This is a genomic window from Chitinophaga qingshengii, assembly GCF_014529935.1.
Lineage (GTDB): Bacteria > Bacteroidota > Bacteroidia > Chitinophagales > Chitinophagaceae > Chitinophaga > Chitinophaga qingshengii.
Genome location: NZ_JACVFC010000001.1, coordinates 2144586 through 2164735, shown reverse-complemented (window position 1 = coordinate 2164735; position 20150 = coordinate 2144586). Strand labels below are relative to the sequence as shown.

Here is a 20150-nt window from a genome sequence, read left to right as displayed (position 1 = left end):
CAAAAAATCGAAAATCAAAAAATCTCTAAATGATTTTATGGTAATCGACGCACATCAGCATTTCTGGCAATATGATCCCATCCGCGACGCCTGGATAGATGATTCCATGCAGGTGATCCGGGGCGACTTCTTTCCGGAACACCTGGAACCCGTGCTGGCCGCCAACGGCGTACACGGTTGTGTAGCGGTACAGGCAGACCAGTCGGAAAACGAAACCGCTTTCCTGCTGGACCTGGCGGATAAATATCCGTTTATTAAAGGAGTGGTTGGATGGACAGACCTGCGCCATCCCGCTGTACGGGAGCATCTGGCGGCCTATGCCACGCATCCCAAACTAAAAGGTTTCCGGCATATTGTGCAGGGAGAACCAGACAATAATTTTCTGCTCGGGGACGAGTTTTGCCGCGGTATCGCCGCCCTGGCCGATTTCGGGTTTTCTTACGATATCCTCGTATATCCGAAACAGTTAACAGCCACCGCAGCGTTTGTGAAAAAATTCCCGGACCACCGTTTCGTAATAGATCACGTAGCTAAACCGGATTTTAAAACCGGCGCGCTGGATGAATGGGCTGCACATATGCGCCACATCGCCCAATCGCCGAATGTATACTGTAAACTCAGCGGACTCGTTACGGAAGCCGACTGGCAACATTGGCAGCCGGAACATTTCGAACCATTCCTCGATGTAGTGCTCGATTGCTTCGGCCCCAACCGGCTCATGTTCGGCTCCGACTGGCCGGTATGCCTGCTGGCAGCGGAATACAGCGAAGTGAAAGAAATCATCACCCGCTACATCAATAAATTATCAACATCAGAACAAAACAACATTATGGGAGGCAATGCCATCTCATTTTATCATCTATAATATAAAGCGTATATGGATTTAGGATTACAGGGAAAAGTGATTATCGTTACCGGCGGCGCCAAAGGTATTGGAGAAGGTATTGCAAAACTGGTAGCAGCAGAAGGAGGAATCGTCGTAATTGCCGGCAGAAATGAAGCAGACAACACTAAAACCGTGAATGAGATCATCTCAGCGGGCGGACAGGCACATGGTGTTAAAGCTGAACTGTCTGCAGTGGAAGACTGCCGCAAAGTAATCGCTGAAACCATTGCAAAATATGGTAAGATAGATGGACTGGTTAACAACGCCGGCGCCAACGATGGGGTAGGACTGGAAAGCGGCAGCCCTGAACGTTTTATGCAGTCGCTGCAAAACAACCTGTCACACTACTACAATCTTGCACACTTCGCATTGCCTTACCTGAAAAGCACGAAAGGCAATATCGTTAATATCGGCTCCAAAGTAGCCACTACCGGTCAGGGTAACACCTCCGGCTATGCGGCTTCCAAAGGCGCCATCAACGCGCTTACCCGCGAATGGGCGGTAGAACTGCTGCCTCATTCCGTACGCGTGAACACCGTCATCCCGGCAGAAGTATGGACTCCGCTTTATGAGACCTGGATCAATTCCCTGCCTGATCCAAAAGAAAAACTGGCTGCTATCACCAGCAAAATTCCTTTCGAACGCCGGATGACCACTTCCGAAGAGATCGCCAACACTACCGTGTTCCTGCTGTCTCCCCGCTCATCGCATACAACCGGACAGATATTATTCGTTGACGGAGGTTATACACACCTCGACAGGTCCATCAGCTAAGCATTTGCCCATCAACTGATACATTATACTTTAACCTGAAAACAACAAACTCTTCGTTATGGCCGGAGGCGCAGTAAGTAATTCCACCTATACCAGCAGTCCATCCAACGGGAAACAGGCTGGCAACTACCTTTTTCCGTTTATACTGGTAACCAGTCTTTTCTTTTTATGGGGACTGGCTTACGGCTTGCTGGATGTGCTGAACAAACACTTCCAGGAAGTGCTCAATATTACGCCCAAACGCTCTACTTTACTGCAGGGTGCTTACTTTGGCGCTTATTTTATCATGGCCTTACCGGCAGGTATGTTCATGAACAAATTCGGCTACAAGAAGGGAATTATCATGGGACTGCTGCTATATGCAGCCGGCGCGTTCCTGTTTTATCCCTCAGCCAGGGCGCTGAATTTTGACTTCTTCCTGTTGTCATTGTTTATACTCGCTTGCGGGCTGGCCTGCCTGGAAACGGCTGCCAATCCGTATGTAACGGTACTGGGTCCGAAGGAGTCTTCCGAACAACGCCTGAACCTGTCACAGTGTTTTAATGGCCTGGGTTCTTTCCTCGGTCCTGTAATCGGTGGCGCACTGTTTTTCGGTGGCGGGAAAGATGACCTCACCAGCGTTCAGCTGACTTATATCGTGATCGGCTTTGTAGTACTGCTGATAGCAGGATTTTTCTACCGTACCCAATTGCCTGAAATCAAAGAGGCTGAGGCGGAAGGCGAAGCCGTGATGAAAGATGAAAGACCGCTTTTTGCCCATAAGCACTTTGTAGGCGGCGTGATTGCGCAGTTCTTTTACGTGGCTGCACAGGTAGGTGTAGGAGCGTTGTTTATCAACTATGCCACCGAATACTGGCAGGGTACCTCCAACGAAAAGGCGGCTTACCTGCTGTCTGCCGGCATGGTGTTGTTCCTGGCCGGCCGTTTCGTAGGTACTGCCCTGATGCGCAAAATAGCACCCAACGTGCTGTTGGCGGTGTATGCCTTCGTCAATGTGCTGTTATGCGCTTTTGTGATGACAGGCAGCGGCGCCGCTTCTGTTTACGCGCTGATCGCGGTATTTTTCTTTATGTCTATCATGTTCCCGACTATTTTCGCCCTCGGCGTAAAAGACCTGGGAAAACATACTAAAAAGGGTGCTTCCTTTATTGTGATGTCTATCGTGGGCGGGGCATCTGTTCCTTACCTGATGGGGGTTGTAACAGAAAAGTATTCCACCGCCATTTCCTACGGTATCCCGATGCTCTGTTTCGTGGTAGTTTTCTATTACGGCTGGAGAGGTTACCGCAGAAGTTAGGCGTTCTTTTTTAATCCGCTAATCCGCAAAATCATCGTATCTTCCTGATAACAAAAAGGAATACCATGATTTTGCGGATTTTTACTTCCTATATCTTCCGTGGTGTCCTGTTATGCCTCGCTACCCTATGGCTCTCCGGATGCGCTAAAAAAGACAAAGCCCAGGACCCGCCGCCACCGGCCTATTACACGCGGCTGGGGCTCGAATTTTCCCATGAAATGAATGGCAGTCCGCTGGTCAGGAATACGCAACCATATACGAATCCTGCCGGTGAAACCTTCCTGGTCACCAAATTCCGCTATTATCTCAGCAATTTCGCATTGGTAGATGACGCAGGGAAAAACATCCCGCTGGCATCGGCCTACTTTCTGATAGACGACGCGGTGGATTCCACCAAACGTATATTACTCGACAGTGTGCCTGCGGGAACGTTTACGGCTATCCGCTTTCTGATAGGGGTAGATAGCGCCCGCAACAACAGCGGCGTACAGTCGGGCGCGTTAGACCCTGTAAATGGAATGTTCTGGACCTGGAACAGCGGTTATATCATGGCCAAACTGGAAGGTACTTCGGATGCGATAGACTTACCTGCAAAAGGATTTGAATGGCATGTGGGCGGATTCAAAGGACCTTATAACGTGCTCAAAACCGTGCAGTTACCGGTGAATTTCCGCGTAATACCCTTTACCGCAGCGCTGCCGAACTTCAAAGTGGTCGCCAACGTAGGCAAATGGTTCGCTCCCAATGCGGCGAGCTTTGCCCAAACACCGGTCATCATGGGACCGGGCGAAGCGGCACTTAACATCGCCAATAACTATCAACAGATGTTCTCTATTAAAAATCAATAATGCGCCATAAAGCGTTCTATATCGCTGCTGCCTTCGGGATACTCCTGGTACTGACCCATGCCTGTAAAAAGGAAAACAGGGGCGGGCCGGACAATGCCCGTCCGGAGCCGGTAACGCTGGCACTGCCCCCCGGTTTCCCCGATCCGGTATATAGTTTTGCCAATAATCCGCTTACCAAAGAAGGAATTGCATTGGGGCGTTTTATGTTTTATGATTACCGCCTTTCGAAAGACAGCACCGTATCCTGTGGTTTTTGCCATCAGCAGTTCGCGGCCTTCGGACATTTTGACCATGCGCTGAGCCACGGCGTAGGCGGGCAACAAGGTACCCGCTCGGTGCCGGTTATCTTCAACATGATCTGGCAAAGGGAACTAATGTGGGACGGCGGCGTGAATAACCTGGAGATACAACCCCTCACACCACTGACGGACCATAAGGAAATGGGCGTGGACCTGAAAGAGCTGATCCAAAAAATGCAGGGTGATCCCAAATACCGGCAGCAGTTCAAAGCGGCTTTTGGAACGGAGGAGGTGACGACGGAACGGATGTTCAAAGCCATTACCCAGTTTGTGGCCACCATGATTTCCGGCAATTCCCGGTACGACAGCATTATCCGCAAAGTGCCAGGGGCGGCTTTTACACCGGACGAAGCAGCAGGGTATCAGTTGTATCAGCAGAAGTGCGCTGCCTGTCATAAAGAACCGCTGTTTACAGATCTCACCTACAGAAGCAACGGCTTGCCTTACCTCGCGGCACTCAACGATGTGGGGCGCATGAAAATCACCAACAACACTGCAGACTATCTCAAGTTCAAAGTACCTTCTTTGCGCAACATCCTGAGAAGCTCTCCTTATATGCACGATGGCCGCTACTTCGATATTTTCCAGGTGTTCGATTTCTATGATCACGGCGTACAGGTAACGGCCAGCACCGATCCGCTGGTGAAAAACGGTATCCCGCTAACAGACCAGCAAAAGCGGCAGTTGTACCTTTTCCTTAATACCCTCACCGACTATACGCTCATCAACAACAAAAGCCTGTCAGAAGTACTGATAGAACCATAAAAAACAAAACCGCCATCGATATAATATCAATGGCGGCAAAAAAAAATAAATCGCTAAAATCATCTCCCTAAAAGCTATTAAAAAGAATCGCTTCTATCTTCCCACCCATCTCCCCAAATCAGCGAAATCAGCAAAAAATCATACACATCAGGGTTTCCGGGCTCGTTTATAGCAGGAGGTAACATGATCATTCACCATCCCTGTTGCCTGCATATAGGCGTAACAGATAGTAGAACCGACGAACTTAAACCCGCGTTTCAGCAGGTCTTTGCTCATGGCGTCTGAAATAGCTGTTTTCGCAGGTACTTCCTGTAGCGTCTTGAAATTATTGACAATAGGTTTGTGTTTTACGAAAGACCAGATATAATTGTCGAAGGTGCCGAATTCCTTTTGCACGGCCAGAAAGGCTTTGGCATTGGTAATAACGGCATTGATCTTTAGCTTGTTGCGGATGATGCCTTCGTTTTCCAGCAGCTGCGCGATTTTTTTATCATCGTACTTCACTATCTTTTTAGCGTCCCAGTTATCGAATGCTTTGCGGTAGTTTTCTCTTTTGGTGAGCACCGTGTACCAGCTAAGGCCGGCCTGTGCGCCTTCGAGGCAAAGCATTTCAAAAAGATGGCGGTCGTCATGACTGGGGGTACCCCATTCATGATCGTGATAGTCTTTATACAGTTGATCTTTCAGGCTCCAGCCGCATCTGGTTTTTTCTACAGTTCCCATTCGTTGATGATTTTTCTCACCCTGTTTTTATACTCACCCAGCTCGTTCTGCGTTTCCTGGATAAAGGCGTTGTCTTCCAGGCTGCCGATGACTACGTTCATTTCGTTGGCATTTTCGTAAGCCAGTTGGCGGAAAGGATTTTTGTAATCTTTCTCCCTCGAATGGCGAATGTTATAGGCTATCCATTCCATCGTGCGGGTAGAATCTTCCAGCCATTCTGCGAGCAGGGCAGGGGTGAAGTTTTTCAAAGATACTTCTTTTATTTCCAGCATACTGGCAACGGCATGTTGCAGTTTGTCGGAAACGTATTCTTTGCCAATTTCAACATACTGTTCGTGTAATTGTGGCCAGCTGGATATTTTATTTTTCCTGATTTTCTGTTTAAGCAGATTTACGGTTTCCGCTTTCATCAGTTGTCCGCCGATGTTGTGCCAGTCGCCGCGTTTGGCTGTTTTAACAGCTGCCTGCAACGCGAGGAAAGATGGTTTGTTGGCGGCAATGATGTTTTTCAGTCCGTAGAAAATAATCAGTTCGCGGAATATAGCGTAGGCCTTGTGCACTTTCAGTAACTGCACCTGGCGGGAGCTGTTTTCCATACCGGTTACCAGCACCGTTAAACGGGCCACTTCTTCCGGATGTTGCAGTAACAGTTCCTTCCCTTTTTTACGTAGATCCTTTTCCGTTAGTTCCTTTTTGGGCGTGTTTTCCGGTAGGGCGTACCAGGCTTTAGCCACAGCGGATTCCATAATAGCCAGGCCCTGGAACATTTCTTCTACAGAATCAGGGGCCAGGTAATCATATTCTATCAGCTGTGTTTTGTCGGTACGTTTGTCGCGGTCCACATACTTCCAGGAGTTACGGGCAATGGCGTACATATTGTGCATGAACCAGTAGCCGGGCATGATCTTCAGCCGGTTGTCATGCTCATCATTCAGCACGAGGCAGAAAGGGATATTGATATGTAGTTCAGACATATAGTTCCCTTTGGAGATGAGCGTGAACGACGCGAACTTCGAATTATGTTTCAGGCTTACGCACAGGCCGGGCCAGAAGCCTCTGCCGGCAATGATTTCACCATCAGCGCCACGGGAGTTGTGGTTAGATCCGATGGTAGCGCCGGCAGCCATATTACTTTGCCCCATGACCACTGCTGCGCAGAGGAATGAGTTGTTATGGTGCTGTTCATGCGCCGGAAATATCAGGGAGTTGAGCACCTCGCAGCAGGAGATGGTGGCGTTGTTACCCAGGTAGGAGTTGATCAGACGTGCGCCGTATTTCAGCTGTGAGTGGGACGCCATGACAAAACGTACCGCTTTCACACCATAGAACACACGGCAGCCGTAGCCGATGATACCGTTTACCATTTCGCATCCTTCCCCAATCTGCGAGGCTGCTTCACTGCTGCTGTTGATGGTGAGGTTTTTCAGCTTGTTGGCGCCTTTAAGATAGGCATCGGTACCAATGGTAACGTCTTTGATGATCTTACAGTTTTTGATCACGCTGCGGTCGCCTACCATGCCGTAGTATCCGCGGCGTTTATCGAACTGTTTTTCCGTGAAGGCTTTGAATTGCTGTTGCAGCTGCTGGTCGTCGCGGAAGCGTGTCCAGAGCCAGGCGTCGCCGGGCAGCATGCCATCGAAAGGCATTACGCTGCGACCACCGTTTTCGTTGCAGAGTTCCAGCTGAATGCGGCCACTTTCGGGCTCACCTTCCTTCACAATACCGTTCCCGAATTTGGCATAGTCGGTGGTGGCCATTTCGTTGACGTTGGCCACAATCACTTCGTTGCCCAGTATATAGTGGGAGAGGTAGTTCACGTTATGTACCACTACGTTGTCGCCGAAGTCGCAGGCACAGATGGTACTGTTGTACAGACCAACGGGCAACCGCAGGTTATGGAACTCGAGATAATAAGGTTCCAGTTTACCGATGCGCACCATCCCAAAAAAGTGACAGTGTTGCACCAGTTGCGGGTTAAATTCATTGGAGACAAAAATATTGTTCCAGTCGTCGGAGCTGTTATCATTGCGCACGAGGGATTCCACCTCGTGCGCCAGTAATCTTCTGTATTCGCCCTGCCGGCTCCATTGCTCGTTACGCAGGTAGTATTCGTCTTTTCCTTTGGGTATCGGGGCTTCAATGAAGTTGTAGCCCAGTTCGGATAGTGGTTTTTTTTTGATGTTGTTCATGGATAAGATCTAAGTTATTCAACAGTCACACTCTTCGCCAGGTTTCTCGGTTTGTCTACGTCAAACCCTTTCATGACGCCGATGTGGTAGGCGAGCAGTTGCAGGGGGATAACGGAGATAATAGGTGCAACGAGTTCATCTGCTGAAGGTACAAAAATAACGTCATCTGCCATGGCGGGAATGGTTTGGTCACCTTCCGTCACAACCGCAATCACTTTACCTTTACGGGCTTTTATTTCTTGTATATTGGAGACTACTTTTTCGTAGTAGCTGTCTTTAGTAGCGACAATCACTACCGGCAGATGTTCGTCTACCAGTGCAATCGGGCCATGTTTCATTTCTGCTGCCGGATAACCTTCTGCGTGGATGTAGGAGATTTCTTTCAGTTTAAGCGCACCTTCCAGGGCCACGGGGAAATTATAGCCACGTCCCAGGTAAAGGAAGTCGCGGGCATCTTTGTATTTGGCGGCGATCTTTTGTACCTGGTCGTCCAGTTTCAATGCGGTAGCCACTTTCTCCGGAACCTGGTCCAGCTCATCGAGCAGATGCTGGAAACGTTGCGGGGTGATGGAACCTTTCTGCGCGGCTATTTTCAATCCAACCAGGCAGAGTACCGCCAGCTGCGCGGTAAAGGCTTTGGTGCTGGCTACGCCGATTTCCGGGCCTGCGTGCGTATAGGCGCCTGCGTGAGACATACGCGCAATGGAAGAACCTACTACGTTACATACCCCGAGGATGATAGCGCCTTTTTCTTTGGCTGCTTCAATGGCAACGAGCGTATCCGCCGTTTCGCCGGATTGTGAGATAGCGATGATCACATCTCCTTCTCCTACTACCGGGTTGCGGTAACGGAACTCGGAAGCATATTCTACTTCTACCGGTATACGGCACAGTTCTTCAATCATGTATTCGGCTACCAGGCCGGCATGCCAGGAGGTGCCGCAGGCAACGATGATAATACGTTTGGCATTGCTGAGTAATTCCGCATGTTCGCGGATACCACCCATGGTCAGCGTACCTTTTTTGGCATCCAGACGGCCACGCAAACTATCGAAGATGGTTTGGGGCTGCTCAAATATTTCTTTCAGCATGAAATGGGCAAAGCCGCCTTTTTCGATGGCTGCCAGCTCAATATCCAGCTTCTGTATATAAGGTGTCTGTCTTTCGTTGGAGATGTTTTTGAGGATCAGCTCATCTGCTTTGATGATGGCAATTTCGTAATCGTTGACATATACTACTTCCTTGGTGTATTCCACAATAGGAGAGGCGTCGGAAGCCAAAAAATGTTCTCCCTTACCCACGCCGATCACCAGCGGGCTGCCTTTGCGGGCTGCAATCAGGGTATCCGGATTATCTTCATCAATCAATACAATCACATAAGCGCCGACTACTCTTTTCAACGCAATGCGCAGGGCTTCTTCCAGCGGACACTGGTTTTGTTTTTTGATTTCCTCAATGAAATGCAGCAACACTTCCGTGTCGGTATCACTTTGGAAAACATGTCCTTGTTTTATCAGCTCCTGTTTCAGCTGTACGTAGTTTTCGATGATGCCATTGTGTACCATCGATAGTTTTCCATCACTGGAAACGTGGGGGTGTGCGTTGCGGTCGCATGGCTCGCCGTGGGTGGCCCAGCGGGTATGCCCGATGGCGATGGGGCTGCGCATATCGAAACTGGAGGCATATTCTTCCAGCGCCGCTACTTTGTCTTTCTTTTTGTAAACCCGCAATCCGTCGTTGATAATGGCTACGCCTGCGCTGTCGTAACCGCGGTATTCCAGTCTTTTAAGGCCTTTCAATACTACCGGGTATGCTTCTCTGTGCCCGATGTAAGCTACAATTCCACACATGTGTTTAAGCTTTTTTTAAATGAGGGTGATCATGCAATATCGCGTAAATTGTTAAAATAACATCAGTTGATGTTAATAAAATATAATATAAGATATGGTTCATTCGCGTGCGTCTCACATAACGTGCATTCTTCGCATCATGAAATTTAAAATGAAAAAGGGAATATTGCGCGCGATTAACCGAATGTTAATATCCGGCTCACCGTTCACTATATTCCCTAAATCAGTAACGAAGGGTTATTATTATCCTTCGAGGCTATTTCAATAATGTATTATCGAACAAATGTAAGATTCTTTTGTATTCATCCGTCCAACTGCTGGGAGTAGTAAACCCGTGGTCTTCTACGGGATATACTGCCAGTTCCCAGTTATCTTTCCCCAGTTCTATCAGTCGCTGTGACAACCGTACGATATCCTGGAAGTGCACATTGGTATCTACCATACCGTGGCACATCAGCAGCCTGCCCTTCAATCCTCCTGCAAAATAGATGGGAGAAGAGCGGCGGTAGGCAATACTGTCTGTGAACGGTTCATTCAGGATATTGCTGGTATACCCGTGATTGTAGTGCGCCCAGTCGGTAACAGAACGTAATGCCGCACCGGCTGCAAACACGCCGGGTTTGGTGAACATGGCCATCAATGTCATGAAGCCACCATAACTGCCTCCATAAATACCTATACGGCTGGCGTCCACCTGCAATTTTTCTGCCAGATATTTGGCGGCATCTACTTCATCGTCCAGATCTTTACCTCCCATATACCGGTAAATACCGGTACGCCAGTTACGACCATAGCCGGCGCTGCCGCGGTAATCCACGTCCAGTACGGTGTAACCTTTGTCGGTGAGCAGGTTGTGGAACATATATTCCCGGAAATAGCTGCTCCACCATTTGTGGGCATTCTGTAAATAACCGGCGCCATGTACAAAAATAACGGCAGCACCATTTTTCTTCGCCGCATCAGGTGTATACAACCGTGCATATACCTGCTGATTGTCACGCGCGGTGAAGGTAATCACCTGCGGATCTCTCCAGGGATATGCCTTGAATTCGGCAGATTGCGCCAGGTTGGTGATCTGTACGGGTTTGGCGCCTGCGCTGTTTGGCTGCAGATACAGCTCCCAGGGTTTGGTGGAGTAGGAATAACGATAGGCTATCCATTTCTCATCCGGAGAAATGCTCACTTCGTGTGCTCCTTCCATAGCGGTCAACCTTTCTGCCTTTCCACCGTTCACGCCTATACGGTATAATTGTTTTTCGCCGGGGTGTACTTCATTGGTGACGATGTAAAAATGTTTTTTATCATTGGACAGGGTTACATCCTGTACTTCATAATTGCCTTTGGTCAGTTGGGTGGTAGCGCCGGTAACGACCTGCGTGGTGTACAGATGGGAATAACCACTGGCTTCCGACTGGTACCAGCAGGTGTTTTCATCGATCCAGCCCAGGTTGGTATTGGTGAGCCAGCCTATACCCGGACCAGCGATCCAGGCTTCATCACGCTGACGGTTCAACGATTTTACTTTTCCGCTGCTCAGGTCCACCAGCACAATCCAGCGGTCTTTGTTATCGTCGGAACGTACGTCGGCAATGGCATGGGTACCTTTATCGGACCAGCTGAGGCCACTGATGCTCACGGTGCGTACCTTCGCACTGTCTCTGCCGGGATAGTCTTTACTATAATCCGGCAGGTCCCTGATACCCGGCAGGTCTGTCAGCACAACTGACAGTACGGTATCTCTCTCCCGGTCATAGATAAACGATTCCCGGGTATCCTGCGGCGCGCCTACTTTCTCACGGGAATGGATATCCGTAGTAAAGCCGGAAGCGGTCACAAATTCCGGGACAATGGTGTTTTTACCATCGGCTTCCTTAAAAAGATGGTAATCCACATAACGGCCATCAGGGCTGATTTGTGCGTAACTCAGCTTTTTATCACCCAGGTACAGCTTACGCAGCGACTTAGGCTCGTTTTGTTTGTTAAAGGCGGTGGAGGCATCTTTTTTTGTTTTCTTGTCCCGAACAATGGTCAGCAGTTCCAGCTGTTGGGCTTTCAGGTACTTTTCCTGTTCGTTGCCTTTTTCCAGCTCATCTTTTTCCGGAGCCGGTTTATTACCGGTGGTGAAGCTGGTGAGCTGGGTAGTAAGACCGGTGCTCCTGTTCCAGGCGAAGAGATCCCGGTTTTGTTCATATACGATCTGCTGATCACCGAAACTGAATACAGGGTTGGTTTCCGCGGCAGTAGTCTGCGTAATGCGGATAGTCTTACCGGATTTGAGTTCCAGCAGGTACACATCTCCCTGGTAGCTATAGGTGAGCAGGGTCCTGTCGGCATTATACCGGCCTCTGGACCTGGCTGCCAGCAGACTGCGGTCGGCAGCCGCCGTTTTTACCGGGGTGTGATTTTTGATACCGGCGGCGTACAGGGAGTCGGCAAGTTGTTGATCAGGGTTCCAGCTGAAATATATGGTCTGGTTATCGGTTCCCCAGAAAAGGTTATCGGGGGAAGTGCCTATCCATTTAGGATCGCGCATGATTTTTTCTACCGTGAGAGGCCCTGGTTGCTGGGCATACAGACTGTTGGCTGATAAAAAAATAATGGCGGGCAATACCCATTTTGTCATAGCGGTTCAGTATTTTGTTGGGTGATAAATGTAACAGTTTAATCATAAATTGCTACAAAATTTGGATGGACGCCGGTTGGCTGTCCCTTATCCTGCAGCTTATGCGTTTACTGTCCTTCATATTCTGCCTTGTAATGCTGGTTGCCTGCAAGCCCAAGGCGCCGGTACGGGAACCGGTACCGGTAACGGAAGACACGACTTTCCTGACCGGGAAGTTCTACCTGGTCCGGCATGCGGAACGCCACCCCGGCGGAGCGGATACAAGCCTCACTACCGAGGGTTTTCAAAGGGCGGAACTGTTGTATGAAAGGCTGAAAGATGCCCATCTCGACAAGATTTACCTGACGCCTTATCTCCGCAGTATCCAAACAGCCGATAGCCTGCGGATCAAACAACACCTGGATACCTGCTTCTATAAAGCTGATACTACCGGCGAATCATTGATTTATGAAATTACCCGTCATGGCGACTGGGGCAAACGTATCCTCGTGATTGGCCACAGCAACACGCTGGTGCCGCTATTGCACAGCCTGCGCGCCAAACCGCATATGACCACCATCAACGAAAATGAATACAACTGGTTGTTTATTGTCCGTAAAACATCAGCAGGGACCAGCCTTACGGAGGATTGTTATTAGTTTCACGCAAAGGCGCAAAGCAGCAAAGAGCGCAAAGATTTTTTGCTGAGTTTAACTAAGAAAGCAAAGGAGCGAAGATCACTGTTGATCCTCGCTCCTTTGCTTTCTTAATATTCGCTCAAATAACCTTTGTGCTCTTTGCTGCTTTGCGCCTTTGCGTAAAGCTATAGCAAGATGCCTCGCATAAACGTAAACGCCACGGAGAAATAAATCAGTAATCCCGTTACATCCACCAGCGTAGCCACAAACGGTGCTGAGGAGGTAGCGGGGTCGGCGCCGGCTTTTTTCAGGATAATCGGCAGCATGGAGCCTGAAAGGGTACCCCATAATACTACGCCTACCAGGGAAACGCCTACGGTAGCGCCAATGAGTACGCTGTGTTCGCCGTAGGTATGGAAAAGGCCGTTCCACAGCAGGATACGGACAAAACCGATACATCCCAGTACGCTGCCCAGCAGCAGACCGGAGATGATTTCCCGGCGCATCACGCGCCACCAGTCGCTGATGGTGATTTCACCCAGGGCCATGGCCTGTATGATAAGGGTTGATGCCTGGGAACCGCTGTTACCACCGCTGGAAATGATCAGGGGTACAAACAGGGCCAGTACAACGGCTTTGGCAATCTCATTTTCAAAAAAGCCCATGGCGGTGGCAGTCAGCATTTCGCCGATAAACAGCACTACCAGCCAGCCTACACGCTTTTTGACCAGCTTCAGCAGGGGCATATCCAGGTAAGGTTCGTCCAGGGCTTCGGTACCACCGATCTTCTGGATATCCTCGGTATGTTCTTCATTGGCGATCCACAACATATCATCGATGGTTACAATACCCAGCAGGATGCCGTGGTCGTCTACTACGGGCAGCGCTACACGGTTTTCCATCCGGAATACCTGGATGGCTTCTTCCTGGTCGTCGTTGGCATGCAGGGATACAAAACGGTCGTCCATCAGGGTATGTACCACGGTGTCGGGGGCTACCAGCAGGAATTCACGGATACGGAAGTCGTCCAGCAGATGGCCCCGTTCGTCAATAACGTAGATCACGTCGATGGTCTCACTGTCTTTGCCATGTTCCCGGATATAGTCCAGTACCTGTTTTACGGTCCATTCCTCGCGAACAGCGATATAATCGGGCGTCATGATACGCCCTACGCTGTTTTCGGGATAGCCCAGCAGGGAAAGGGTGATACGCCGTTCTTCGGGGTCCAGCAGTTTAATCAGCTCTTTTACCGCTTCGCTGGGCAGTTCTTCCAGGAAGGCGGTACGGTCATCGGCAGGGAGTTCGTTCATCAACTCGGCAATCTTGGCAGGGGCCAGCGCCCGGATCACATCTTCCTGCAGGGGAAAGTCCAGGATACGGAAAGCCGCTGCCGCCCGGGAGATCGACAGTTGATTGATAATGATGCCTGCATTGTCAGGGTCATCATGGATCAACTCCGCTATGTCCGTAATTAACTGGTCATCCAGGTACACTGAGAGCTCACGGTAGTTCTTTTCTTTCTTCAGTGTGCCAAATTTCTCCAGCAATGCTTCATTTTCCATGTACTAATTTGACTCTATGCGCGAAAATAAGTTAAAATAAAACGCCTCCGGGGTTATCACTATAATAATTCTCCGACGTGTTTACGGATATTAGCGCAAATAGTATCGGTAGGCAGGTCGTTGGCATCCAGGCCAAACGGATCCTCAATTTCTTCCGCGATCAGCTCAAGGCTGGCCAGTACAAAAAAGATGAATACGACCATGGGGATAATCAGGTAACCCAGGCTAAATACATAGCCAAAGGGCATGGTCATGATATAGAAGAAGATGAATTTTTTGATGAAAACGCTGTAACTGAAAGGGATAGGGGTGGTTTTGATCCGTTCGCAGGCGCCGCATACTTCGGTAAAGGCCTGTAACTCGTTGTTGAGCACAATCAGCTGCTCACCGGTCAACTGCCCGTCGCGGTTAAGTTCTGCCACCTTTTGCATAATCCGGGTAGCCAGCTGGTTGGGAATGTGCTTGTCGAGGTCCAGCGGCGCCTGGCCCGCAGGCAGGGCTTCCATTTCTTCTGACTTGTAAATGCTGCGCAGGTGGTTTTTCAGGCCAAAGGCATAGTTGGGGATCATTACCCGGAAGAAGGCCCGGGCTTCGGTATTACCTGCCGGTAACATCGCCTGTAGTTTGATGGAGAGGTTGCGGCTGCTGTTGACCAGCGTGCCCCACAGGCGACGCCCTTCCCACCAGCGGTCATAGGCAGTGTTGGTGCGGAATACAAGTAGCAGGGAAATCACAAATCCCAGCAAGCCATGCATCAGGGAAATGTTTTTGAGTTCACTGTTGGCGGACAGTTTCCAGTAAGACAGCTCCAGCCAGGCTACAATAGCGGAATAAATGGCTAAAGCAATAAACATGGGAAAGAGCTTCCGCACCGTATCCGCTTTGTGGATACGGAAAATAAAGGTAAACCAGTCCTTCGGGTTGTAGTTGATCATTTTACTATTTTTTTATTTTGATATTTGAATATTTAGAGAAGCCTCTCAATAATCAAATAACCAAATAATCAAATTAATCGGGCCGCAAACCTAAAATTTTTCAACATGATTTTGATAACTTCTTGCTTTAACTTTACTTTACGCCTTCTTTTATTTCATAAGTGCTATGATAAAGCCATACTTGTATATCGATAAGTCAAAGGGAAGAGGCCGCGGCGTGTACACCAAAGAAAGGATACCCGCCGGTACCCGGATCGAAACTTCACCTGTGCTGGTCCTGTCTCACGACGATACGGAGACGGTGGATACCACCAAACTCCATAATTACATTTTCCTCTGGGGCGCTCGGGAAACCCGCTCCTGCATTGCGCTCGGGTTCTGCTCCATTTACAACCACGACTACAATCCCAATTGTGAATACGAAATGGATTTTGATGCCGAAACCATGAGCATCATCACCCGCCGCGAAATCAAAAGGGGAGAGGAACTCTTTATCAACTATAACGGCGATGTGGAAGACACTTCCCCCGTTTGGTTTGATATGAAACGTAATAAGGAAAACCAGGAGAAATCCAAATAAGGATACCGGAACTGATCAGATGAACTCCAGGACTCCCCCGGAGCTCATCTGTCAGAAAAATTTCCGGAATCCCTTGGTGCCTGGTAATTTTTTCCTAATATTGTATAAGTGCTTATATAATTTGTTGCTTCTACCCGAATTTTTTTCCGGGAAGATGATTGCAGGAAGATGGCTATATGCTGATGATTATATGTTGATGATAACCGCGGATGACCTCCTTAGGCTGCTCTCCGCCCGTTTATCATCTTTTTTAAGATAAATATATAAGCGCTTATATAACTCAGGTCAGCCGGGGTTTAAACGGATTTAAAATCCGTAAATCCGTAAATCAAAAAATCCGTAAACCGATATGAGTTTTTACCCTTCACTCGGATACCTTGTCTTCGGCAGCCGCCTGCGCCGCCTCAGCGAATACTTCCTGATGGAAGTCAACAAGGTATATGAACAAGCCGGTATCCCCTTCGATGCCAGCTGGTTTCCCGTGTTTTACCTGCTGGCCAACCAGCAACCCATGCCCATCATCGACATCGCGGCACAACTGGAAATATCCCACTCCGCGGTCAGCCAGATGGTGACCAACCTCCGTAAAAAGGGACTGCTGAAAACCACGCCCTGTAAAGATGATGGCCGCCGCCAACTGGTGGCATTCACCAAAAAAGGTACGGACATGCTGCAACAGATACAACCCATCTGGCAGGCAATTTCGGTAGCGATGGAAGAACTGGTCACGGAAAATAAACAAAGCCAGCAACTGCTGGCAGCTATCGCCCAGGTAGAACAGGCCGTTCAGCAACAACCACTCTCGGAAAGAGTAGTCAAATCCCTGCAACAACACGATTTATCATACACCAGACAATCCTGATCTATAAATCAAACTACCCATGAGTAATATTTTTAAATACGGTATCGACCAACTGACGGTAGGCGTGGTGCTCGACATTGCCGCCGGCAAAACGAAAGGTGTCCTCACACCGGACGTTATCGCAAAAGTCAATACCAGCAACGGATACGTACAAACAATCGTATCGCAGCATACCACGGTTTATGGTATCAATACCGGCTTCGGCCCGTTGTGCGATACCAAAATTTCGGAAGAAGATACCCGCGCCCTGCAGTACAATATCCTGCAAAGCCATAGCGTAGGCGTAGGTAATCCCATCCCCGAAGAGATCGCCCGTATCATGCTCATCACCAAAGTGCATGCACTGGCCCAGGGATACTCCGGCGCGGCGCTGTCCACACTGGAACGTATCATCTGGCATATCGAAAACAACGTCACCCCGCTGGTGCCGGAGAAAGGCTCTGTGGGCGCTTCCGGCGACCTCGCGCCACTGTCGCACCTTTTCCTGCCGCTGATCGGCCTCGGAAAAGTATGGTACAAGGGCCAGGTGACTACCATGGAAGCGGTACTACAACAGGAAGGCATACAACCGGTAGTACTGGGCCCTAAAGAAGGACTGGCGCTGATCAATGGTACCCAGTTTATTCTCTCCTTCGCAGTAAAAGCCGTGCAACGCCTGTACAACGCCCTGGAAGCGGCAGACATCATCGGTGCGCTCTCCCTCGAAGGACTCATGGGTACCCACAAACCTTTCGATCCGCGTTTACATGCTATCCGTCCCTTCGCAGGTAACCAGCTGGTGGCGCATCGCCTTAAAACCATGTTGGACAACTCCGAAATCATGGCCTCCCATGTGGACTGTGGCCGGGTACAGGACCCTTACTCCCTCCGCTGTATGCCACAGGTACACGGCGCTTCCCGCACCGCCTGGCTGCACCTGCTGGAACTCACTACCATTGAGCTCAATGCGGTGACGGACAACCCTATCATCTTCAGCGATACAGATACGATCAGTGGCGGTAACTTCCACGGCCAGCCAATGGCACTGCCGCTGGACTACGCTACCGTAGCGGCGGCGGAACTGGGAAATATCTCCGACAGACGCAGCTACATGATGATTGAAGGAAGATATGGCCTGCCTAAATTACTCATCGAAGATGCCGGCCTCAACTCCGGTTTCATGATCCCGCAATACACCACTGCCGCACTGGTAACAGAAAACAAAACCCTCTGTTTCCCTGCCAGCGCCGATAGCGTGCCTACTTCCCTCGGACAGGAAGACCACGTATCCATGGGTTCTATCAGCGGCCGTAAACTCAACCAGGTCATCGGTAACCTGGAATACATCCTGGCGATAGAACTGCTCTATGCTGCCCAGGCCGTGGATTTCCGCCGGCCGCTTAAATCCGGCCCCATCCTGGAAGCGGTACACCGTTATACCCGCGGGAAAGTGAGCTTTGCCCACAAAGACCGCATTTTCGCTTATGATATTGAAGCATTACACCAAATCATCACGGACCAGTCTCTTGTGCGCGTAGCCAACGAAGCCGCAGCACAACATCAATTACCTTTAAATGGCATCTACCATGACCAGTTTGGACTTTATTAAACAATACGCGGCACACCCGCACTATAAAGCACCCCGCGGCACACAGCTGCATGCTAAATCCTGGCAGACGGAAGCTCCGCTGCGTATGTTGCTCAACAACCTCGACGCCGAAGTAGCCGAAAACCCCGATGAACTGGTGGTGTATGGCGGTATTGGCCAGGCTGCCCGCAACCGCGAAGCCCTGGAAAAAATTGTGAAAAACCTGCTGGAACTGGATGAAGACCATTCACTGCTGGTGCAATCCGGTAAACCGGTCGGTATTGTGCGTACCCACCCGCAAGCGCCCCGCGTGATGCTGGCTAACAGCAACCTGGTGCCCAAATGGGCTACCTGGGAGCATTTCAATGAACTGCGCGCCAAAGGCCTGATGATGTACGGTCAGATGACTGCCGGCAGCTGGATCTACATCGGCACGCAAGGCATTCTGCAGGGAACCTACGAAACCTTTATGGAGTGCGGCCGTCAGCATTTTGGTGGAAACCTCGCCGGCAAACTGATTGTTACGGCCGGTATCGGCGGTATGGGTGGCGCCCAGCCACTGGCGGCTACTATGGCCGGCGGCGTGATGCTCGCTGCCGACATCGATCCTACCCGTATACAGAAACGTATCGATACCCGCTACATCGACCGGATGACCTACTCTTACGAAGAAGCTGTTGCCTGGGCCAAAGAAGCCGTGGCGAAAGGGCAGCCGCTGTCTATAGGCCTGGTGAGCGATGCCGGCGATATGCTGGAACGCCTGCTGAAAGACAATATCATCCCCGATGTACTCACCGATCAAACTTCCGCACACGATCCGATCAACGGCTACGTTCCCAATGGCATGACGCTGGAAGCCGCACTGGAACTGCGTAAGAAAGATCCTGCCCGTTACCGTGAACTGTCGCTTAAAAGCATGGCCCGCCACGTAGGTTTTATGCTGGCGATGCAACAAAAAGGCGCGGTGACTTTCGATTATGGCAATAACCTCCGTGAGTTTGCGAAGGAAGGCGGTGAACCCAATGCCTTTAATTTCCCCGGTTTCACGCCGGCGTATATACGTCCGCTTTTCTGTGAAGGTAAAGGTCCCTTCCGCTGGGTAGCCCTCTCCGGTGATCCGGAAGATATCTATACCACCGACCGCGCACTGATGGAGGCTTTCCCGGAAAACACCCACCTGATCAACTGGCTTAAACAAGCGCAGGAAAAAGTGGCCTTCCAGGGATTGCCGGCCCGTATTTGCTGGCTGGGTTTGGGTGAAAGGGAAAAAGCAGGGCTGATCTTTAATGAACTGGTGAGAACCGGTAAAGTGAAAGCGCCGATCGTAATTGGCCGCGATCACCTCGATTGCGGTTCCGTTGCTTCTCCCAACAGGGAAACAGAAGCCATGAAAGATGGCTCCGACGCGGTAAGCGACTGGACGCTGCTCAACCTGATGGCGAATACCGGCGGTGGCGCTACCTGGGTATCTTTCCACCACGGCGGCGGCGTAGGCATGGGTTATTCCCAACATGCCGGTATGGTCGTACTGGCCGATGGAACAGACCGCGCAGCGGCCTGCCTCAGCCGGGTATTGTTCAACGATCCGGCTATGGGTATCTTCCGCCATGCGGATGCTGGCTACGAAATAGCACAGCAGTGCGGAGAGAAATTCGGCATAAACATATAGAATTTAGGGATTTTTTGATTTACGATTTTTTGATTTGGAGAATGCCTGGCATTATTCAAACCACAAAATCGTAAATCAAAAAATTCGAAAATTTCATGATTAAT

At 50.0% G+C, this 20150-nt stretch carries 16 protein-coding genes; 10 read left to right on the top strand and 6 right to left on the bottom strand.

What is annotated here, in order from left to right:
- Positions 1-37 precede the first annotated feature (37 nt).
- From ICL07_RS08220 to ICL07_RS08200, 5 genes are all read left to right on the top strand, one after another.
- The gene (locus ICL07_RS08220) at positions 38-865 is read left to right on the top strand and encodes an amidohydrolase family protein (RefSeq protein ID WP_188087436.1); all 828 of its coding nucleotides are present in this window, start codon (positions 38-40) and stop codon (positions 863-865) included.
- 12 nt (positions 866-877) lie between these two features.
- Positions 878-1660, top strand: a complete 783-nt coding sequence (locus ICL07_RS08215) for an L-fucose dehydrogenase (protein ID WP_188087435.1) — start codon at positions 878-880, stop codon at positions 1658-1660.
- Between the two features lie 58 nt (positions 1661-1718).
- Positions 1719-2957, top strand: coding sequence for a sugar MFS transporter (locus tag ICL07_RS08210; RefSeq protein WP_188087434.1), 1239 nt, complete (start codon positions 1719-1721; stop codon positions 2955-2957).
- A gap of 65 nt (positions 2958-3022) precedes the next feature.
- A complete protein-coding gene (locus ICL07_RS08205; protein WP_188087433.1) occupies positions 3023-3805 on the top strand; it encodes an MbnP family protein in 783 nt (260 codons plus the stop codon).
- Complete coding sequence (locus ICL07_RS08200; RefSeq protein ID WP_188087432.1) at positions 3805-4869, top strand: cytochrome-c peroxidase; 1065 nt, start codon at positions 3805-3807, stop codon at positions 4867-4869. Before ICL07_RS08205 ends, ICL07_RS08200 begins: the two co-directional genes overlap by 1 nt.
- 147 nt (positions 4870-5016) lie before the next feature.
- On the opposite strand, the gene ICL07_RS08195 is transcribed toward ICL07_RS08200, so the two are convergent.
- The 4 genes from ICL07_RS08195 to ICL07_RS08180 all read right to left on the bottom strand — a co-directional run bounded on the left by ICL07_RS08195 (position 5017) and on the right by ICL07_RS08180 (position 12254).
- Positions 5017-5592, bottom strand: a complete 576-nt coding sequence (locus ICL07_RS08195; RefSeq protein WP_188087431.1) for a DNA-3-methyladenine glycosylase I — start codon at positions 5590-5592, stop codon at positions 5017-5019.
- On the bottom strand, positions 5580-7781 hold the full coding sequence (locus tag ICL07_RS08190; protein WP_188087430.1) for a DUF4954 family protein: 2202 nt from the start codon (positions 7779-7781) through the stop codon (positions 5580-5582). Before ICL07_RS08190 ends, ICL07_RS08195 begins: the two co-directional genes overlap by 13 nt.
- 14 nt (positions 7782-7795) lie before the next feature.
- Entirely contained in the window at positions 7796-9631 is a 1836-nt protein-coding gene (gene glmS, locus ICL07_RS08185; protein WP_188087429.1) for a glutamine--fructose-6-phosphate transaminase (isomerizing), read from the bottom strand.
- Positions 9632-9887: 256 nt separating this feature from the next.
- On the bottom strand, positions 9888-12254 hold the full coding sequence (locus ICL07_RS08180) for a S9 family peptidase (protein WP_188087428.1): 2367 nt from the start codon (positions 12252-12254) through the stop codon (positions 9888-9890).
- A gap of 101 nt (positions 12255-12355) precedes the next feature.
- Between ICL07_RS08180 and ICL07_RS08175 the strand changes: the two genes are divergently transcribed.
- The gene (locus ICL07_RS08175; RefSeq protein ID WP_188087427.1) at positions 12356-12892 is read left to right on the top strand and encodes a histidine phosphatase family protein; all 537 of its coding nucleotides are present in this window, start codon (positions 12356-12358) and stop codon (positions 12890-12892) included.
- A 164-nt stretch (positions 12893-13056) separates the two neighbouring features.
- On the opposite strand, the gene mgtE is transcribed toward ICL07_RS08175, so the two are convergent.
- Together mgtE and ICL07_RS08165 are read right to left on the bottom strand one after the other, a co-directional pair.
- The gene (gene mgtE / locus ICL07_RS08170) at positions 13057-14433 is read right to left on the bottom strand and encodes a magnesium transporter (RefSeq protein WP_188087426.1); all 1377 of its coding nucleotides are present in this window, start codon (positions 14431-14433) and stop codon (positions 13057-13059) included.
- Positions 14434-14492: 59 nt separating this feature from the next.
- Positions 14493-15368, bottom strand: a complete 876-nt coding sequence (locus tag ICL07_RS08165; RefSeq protein ID WP_188087425.1) for a bestrophin family protein — start codon at positions 15366-15368, stop codon at positions 14493-14495.
- A gap of 166 nt (positions 15369-15534) precedes the next feature.
- Between ICL07_RS08165 and ICL07_RS08160 the strand changes: the two genes are divergently transcribed.
- From ICL07_RS08160 to hutU, 4 genes are all read left to right on the top strand, one after another.
- Positions 15535-15948, top strand: coding sequence for an SET domain-containing protein (locus ICL07_RS08160; protein ID WP_188087424.1), 414 nt, complete (start codon positions 15535-15537; stop codon positions 15946-15948).
- A 349-nt stretch (positions 15949-16297) separates the two neighbouring features.
- Positions 16298-16810 carry a MarR family winged helix-turn-helix transcriptional regulator gene (locus ICL07_RS08155; protein ID WP_188087423.1) on the top strand — a complete coding sequence of 171 codons (513 nt, stop codon included), beginning with the start codon at positions 16298-16300 and terminating at the stop codon, positions 16808-16810.
- 19 nt (positions 16811-16829) lie between these two features.
- On the top strand, positions 16830-18398 hold the full coding sequence (gene hutH / locus ICL07_RS08150; RefSeq protein ID WP_188087422.1) for a histidine ammonia-lyase: 1569 nt from the start codon (positions 16830-16832) through the stop codon (positions 18396-18398).
- Positions 18376-20046 (top strand): urocanate hydratase, encoded by a 1671-nt coding sequence (gene hutU / locus ICL07_RS08145; RefSeq protein WP_188088851.1) that lies wholly within the window; start codon positions 18376-18378, stop codon positions 20044-20046. The genes hutH and hutU overlap by 23 nt, the downstream gene beginning before the upstream one ends.
- Positions 20047-20150: the final 104 nt, after the last annotated feature.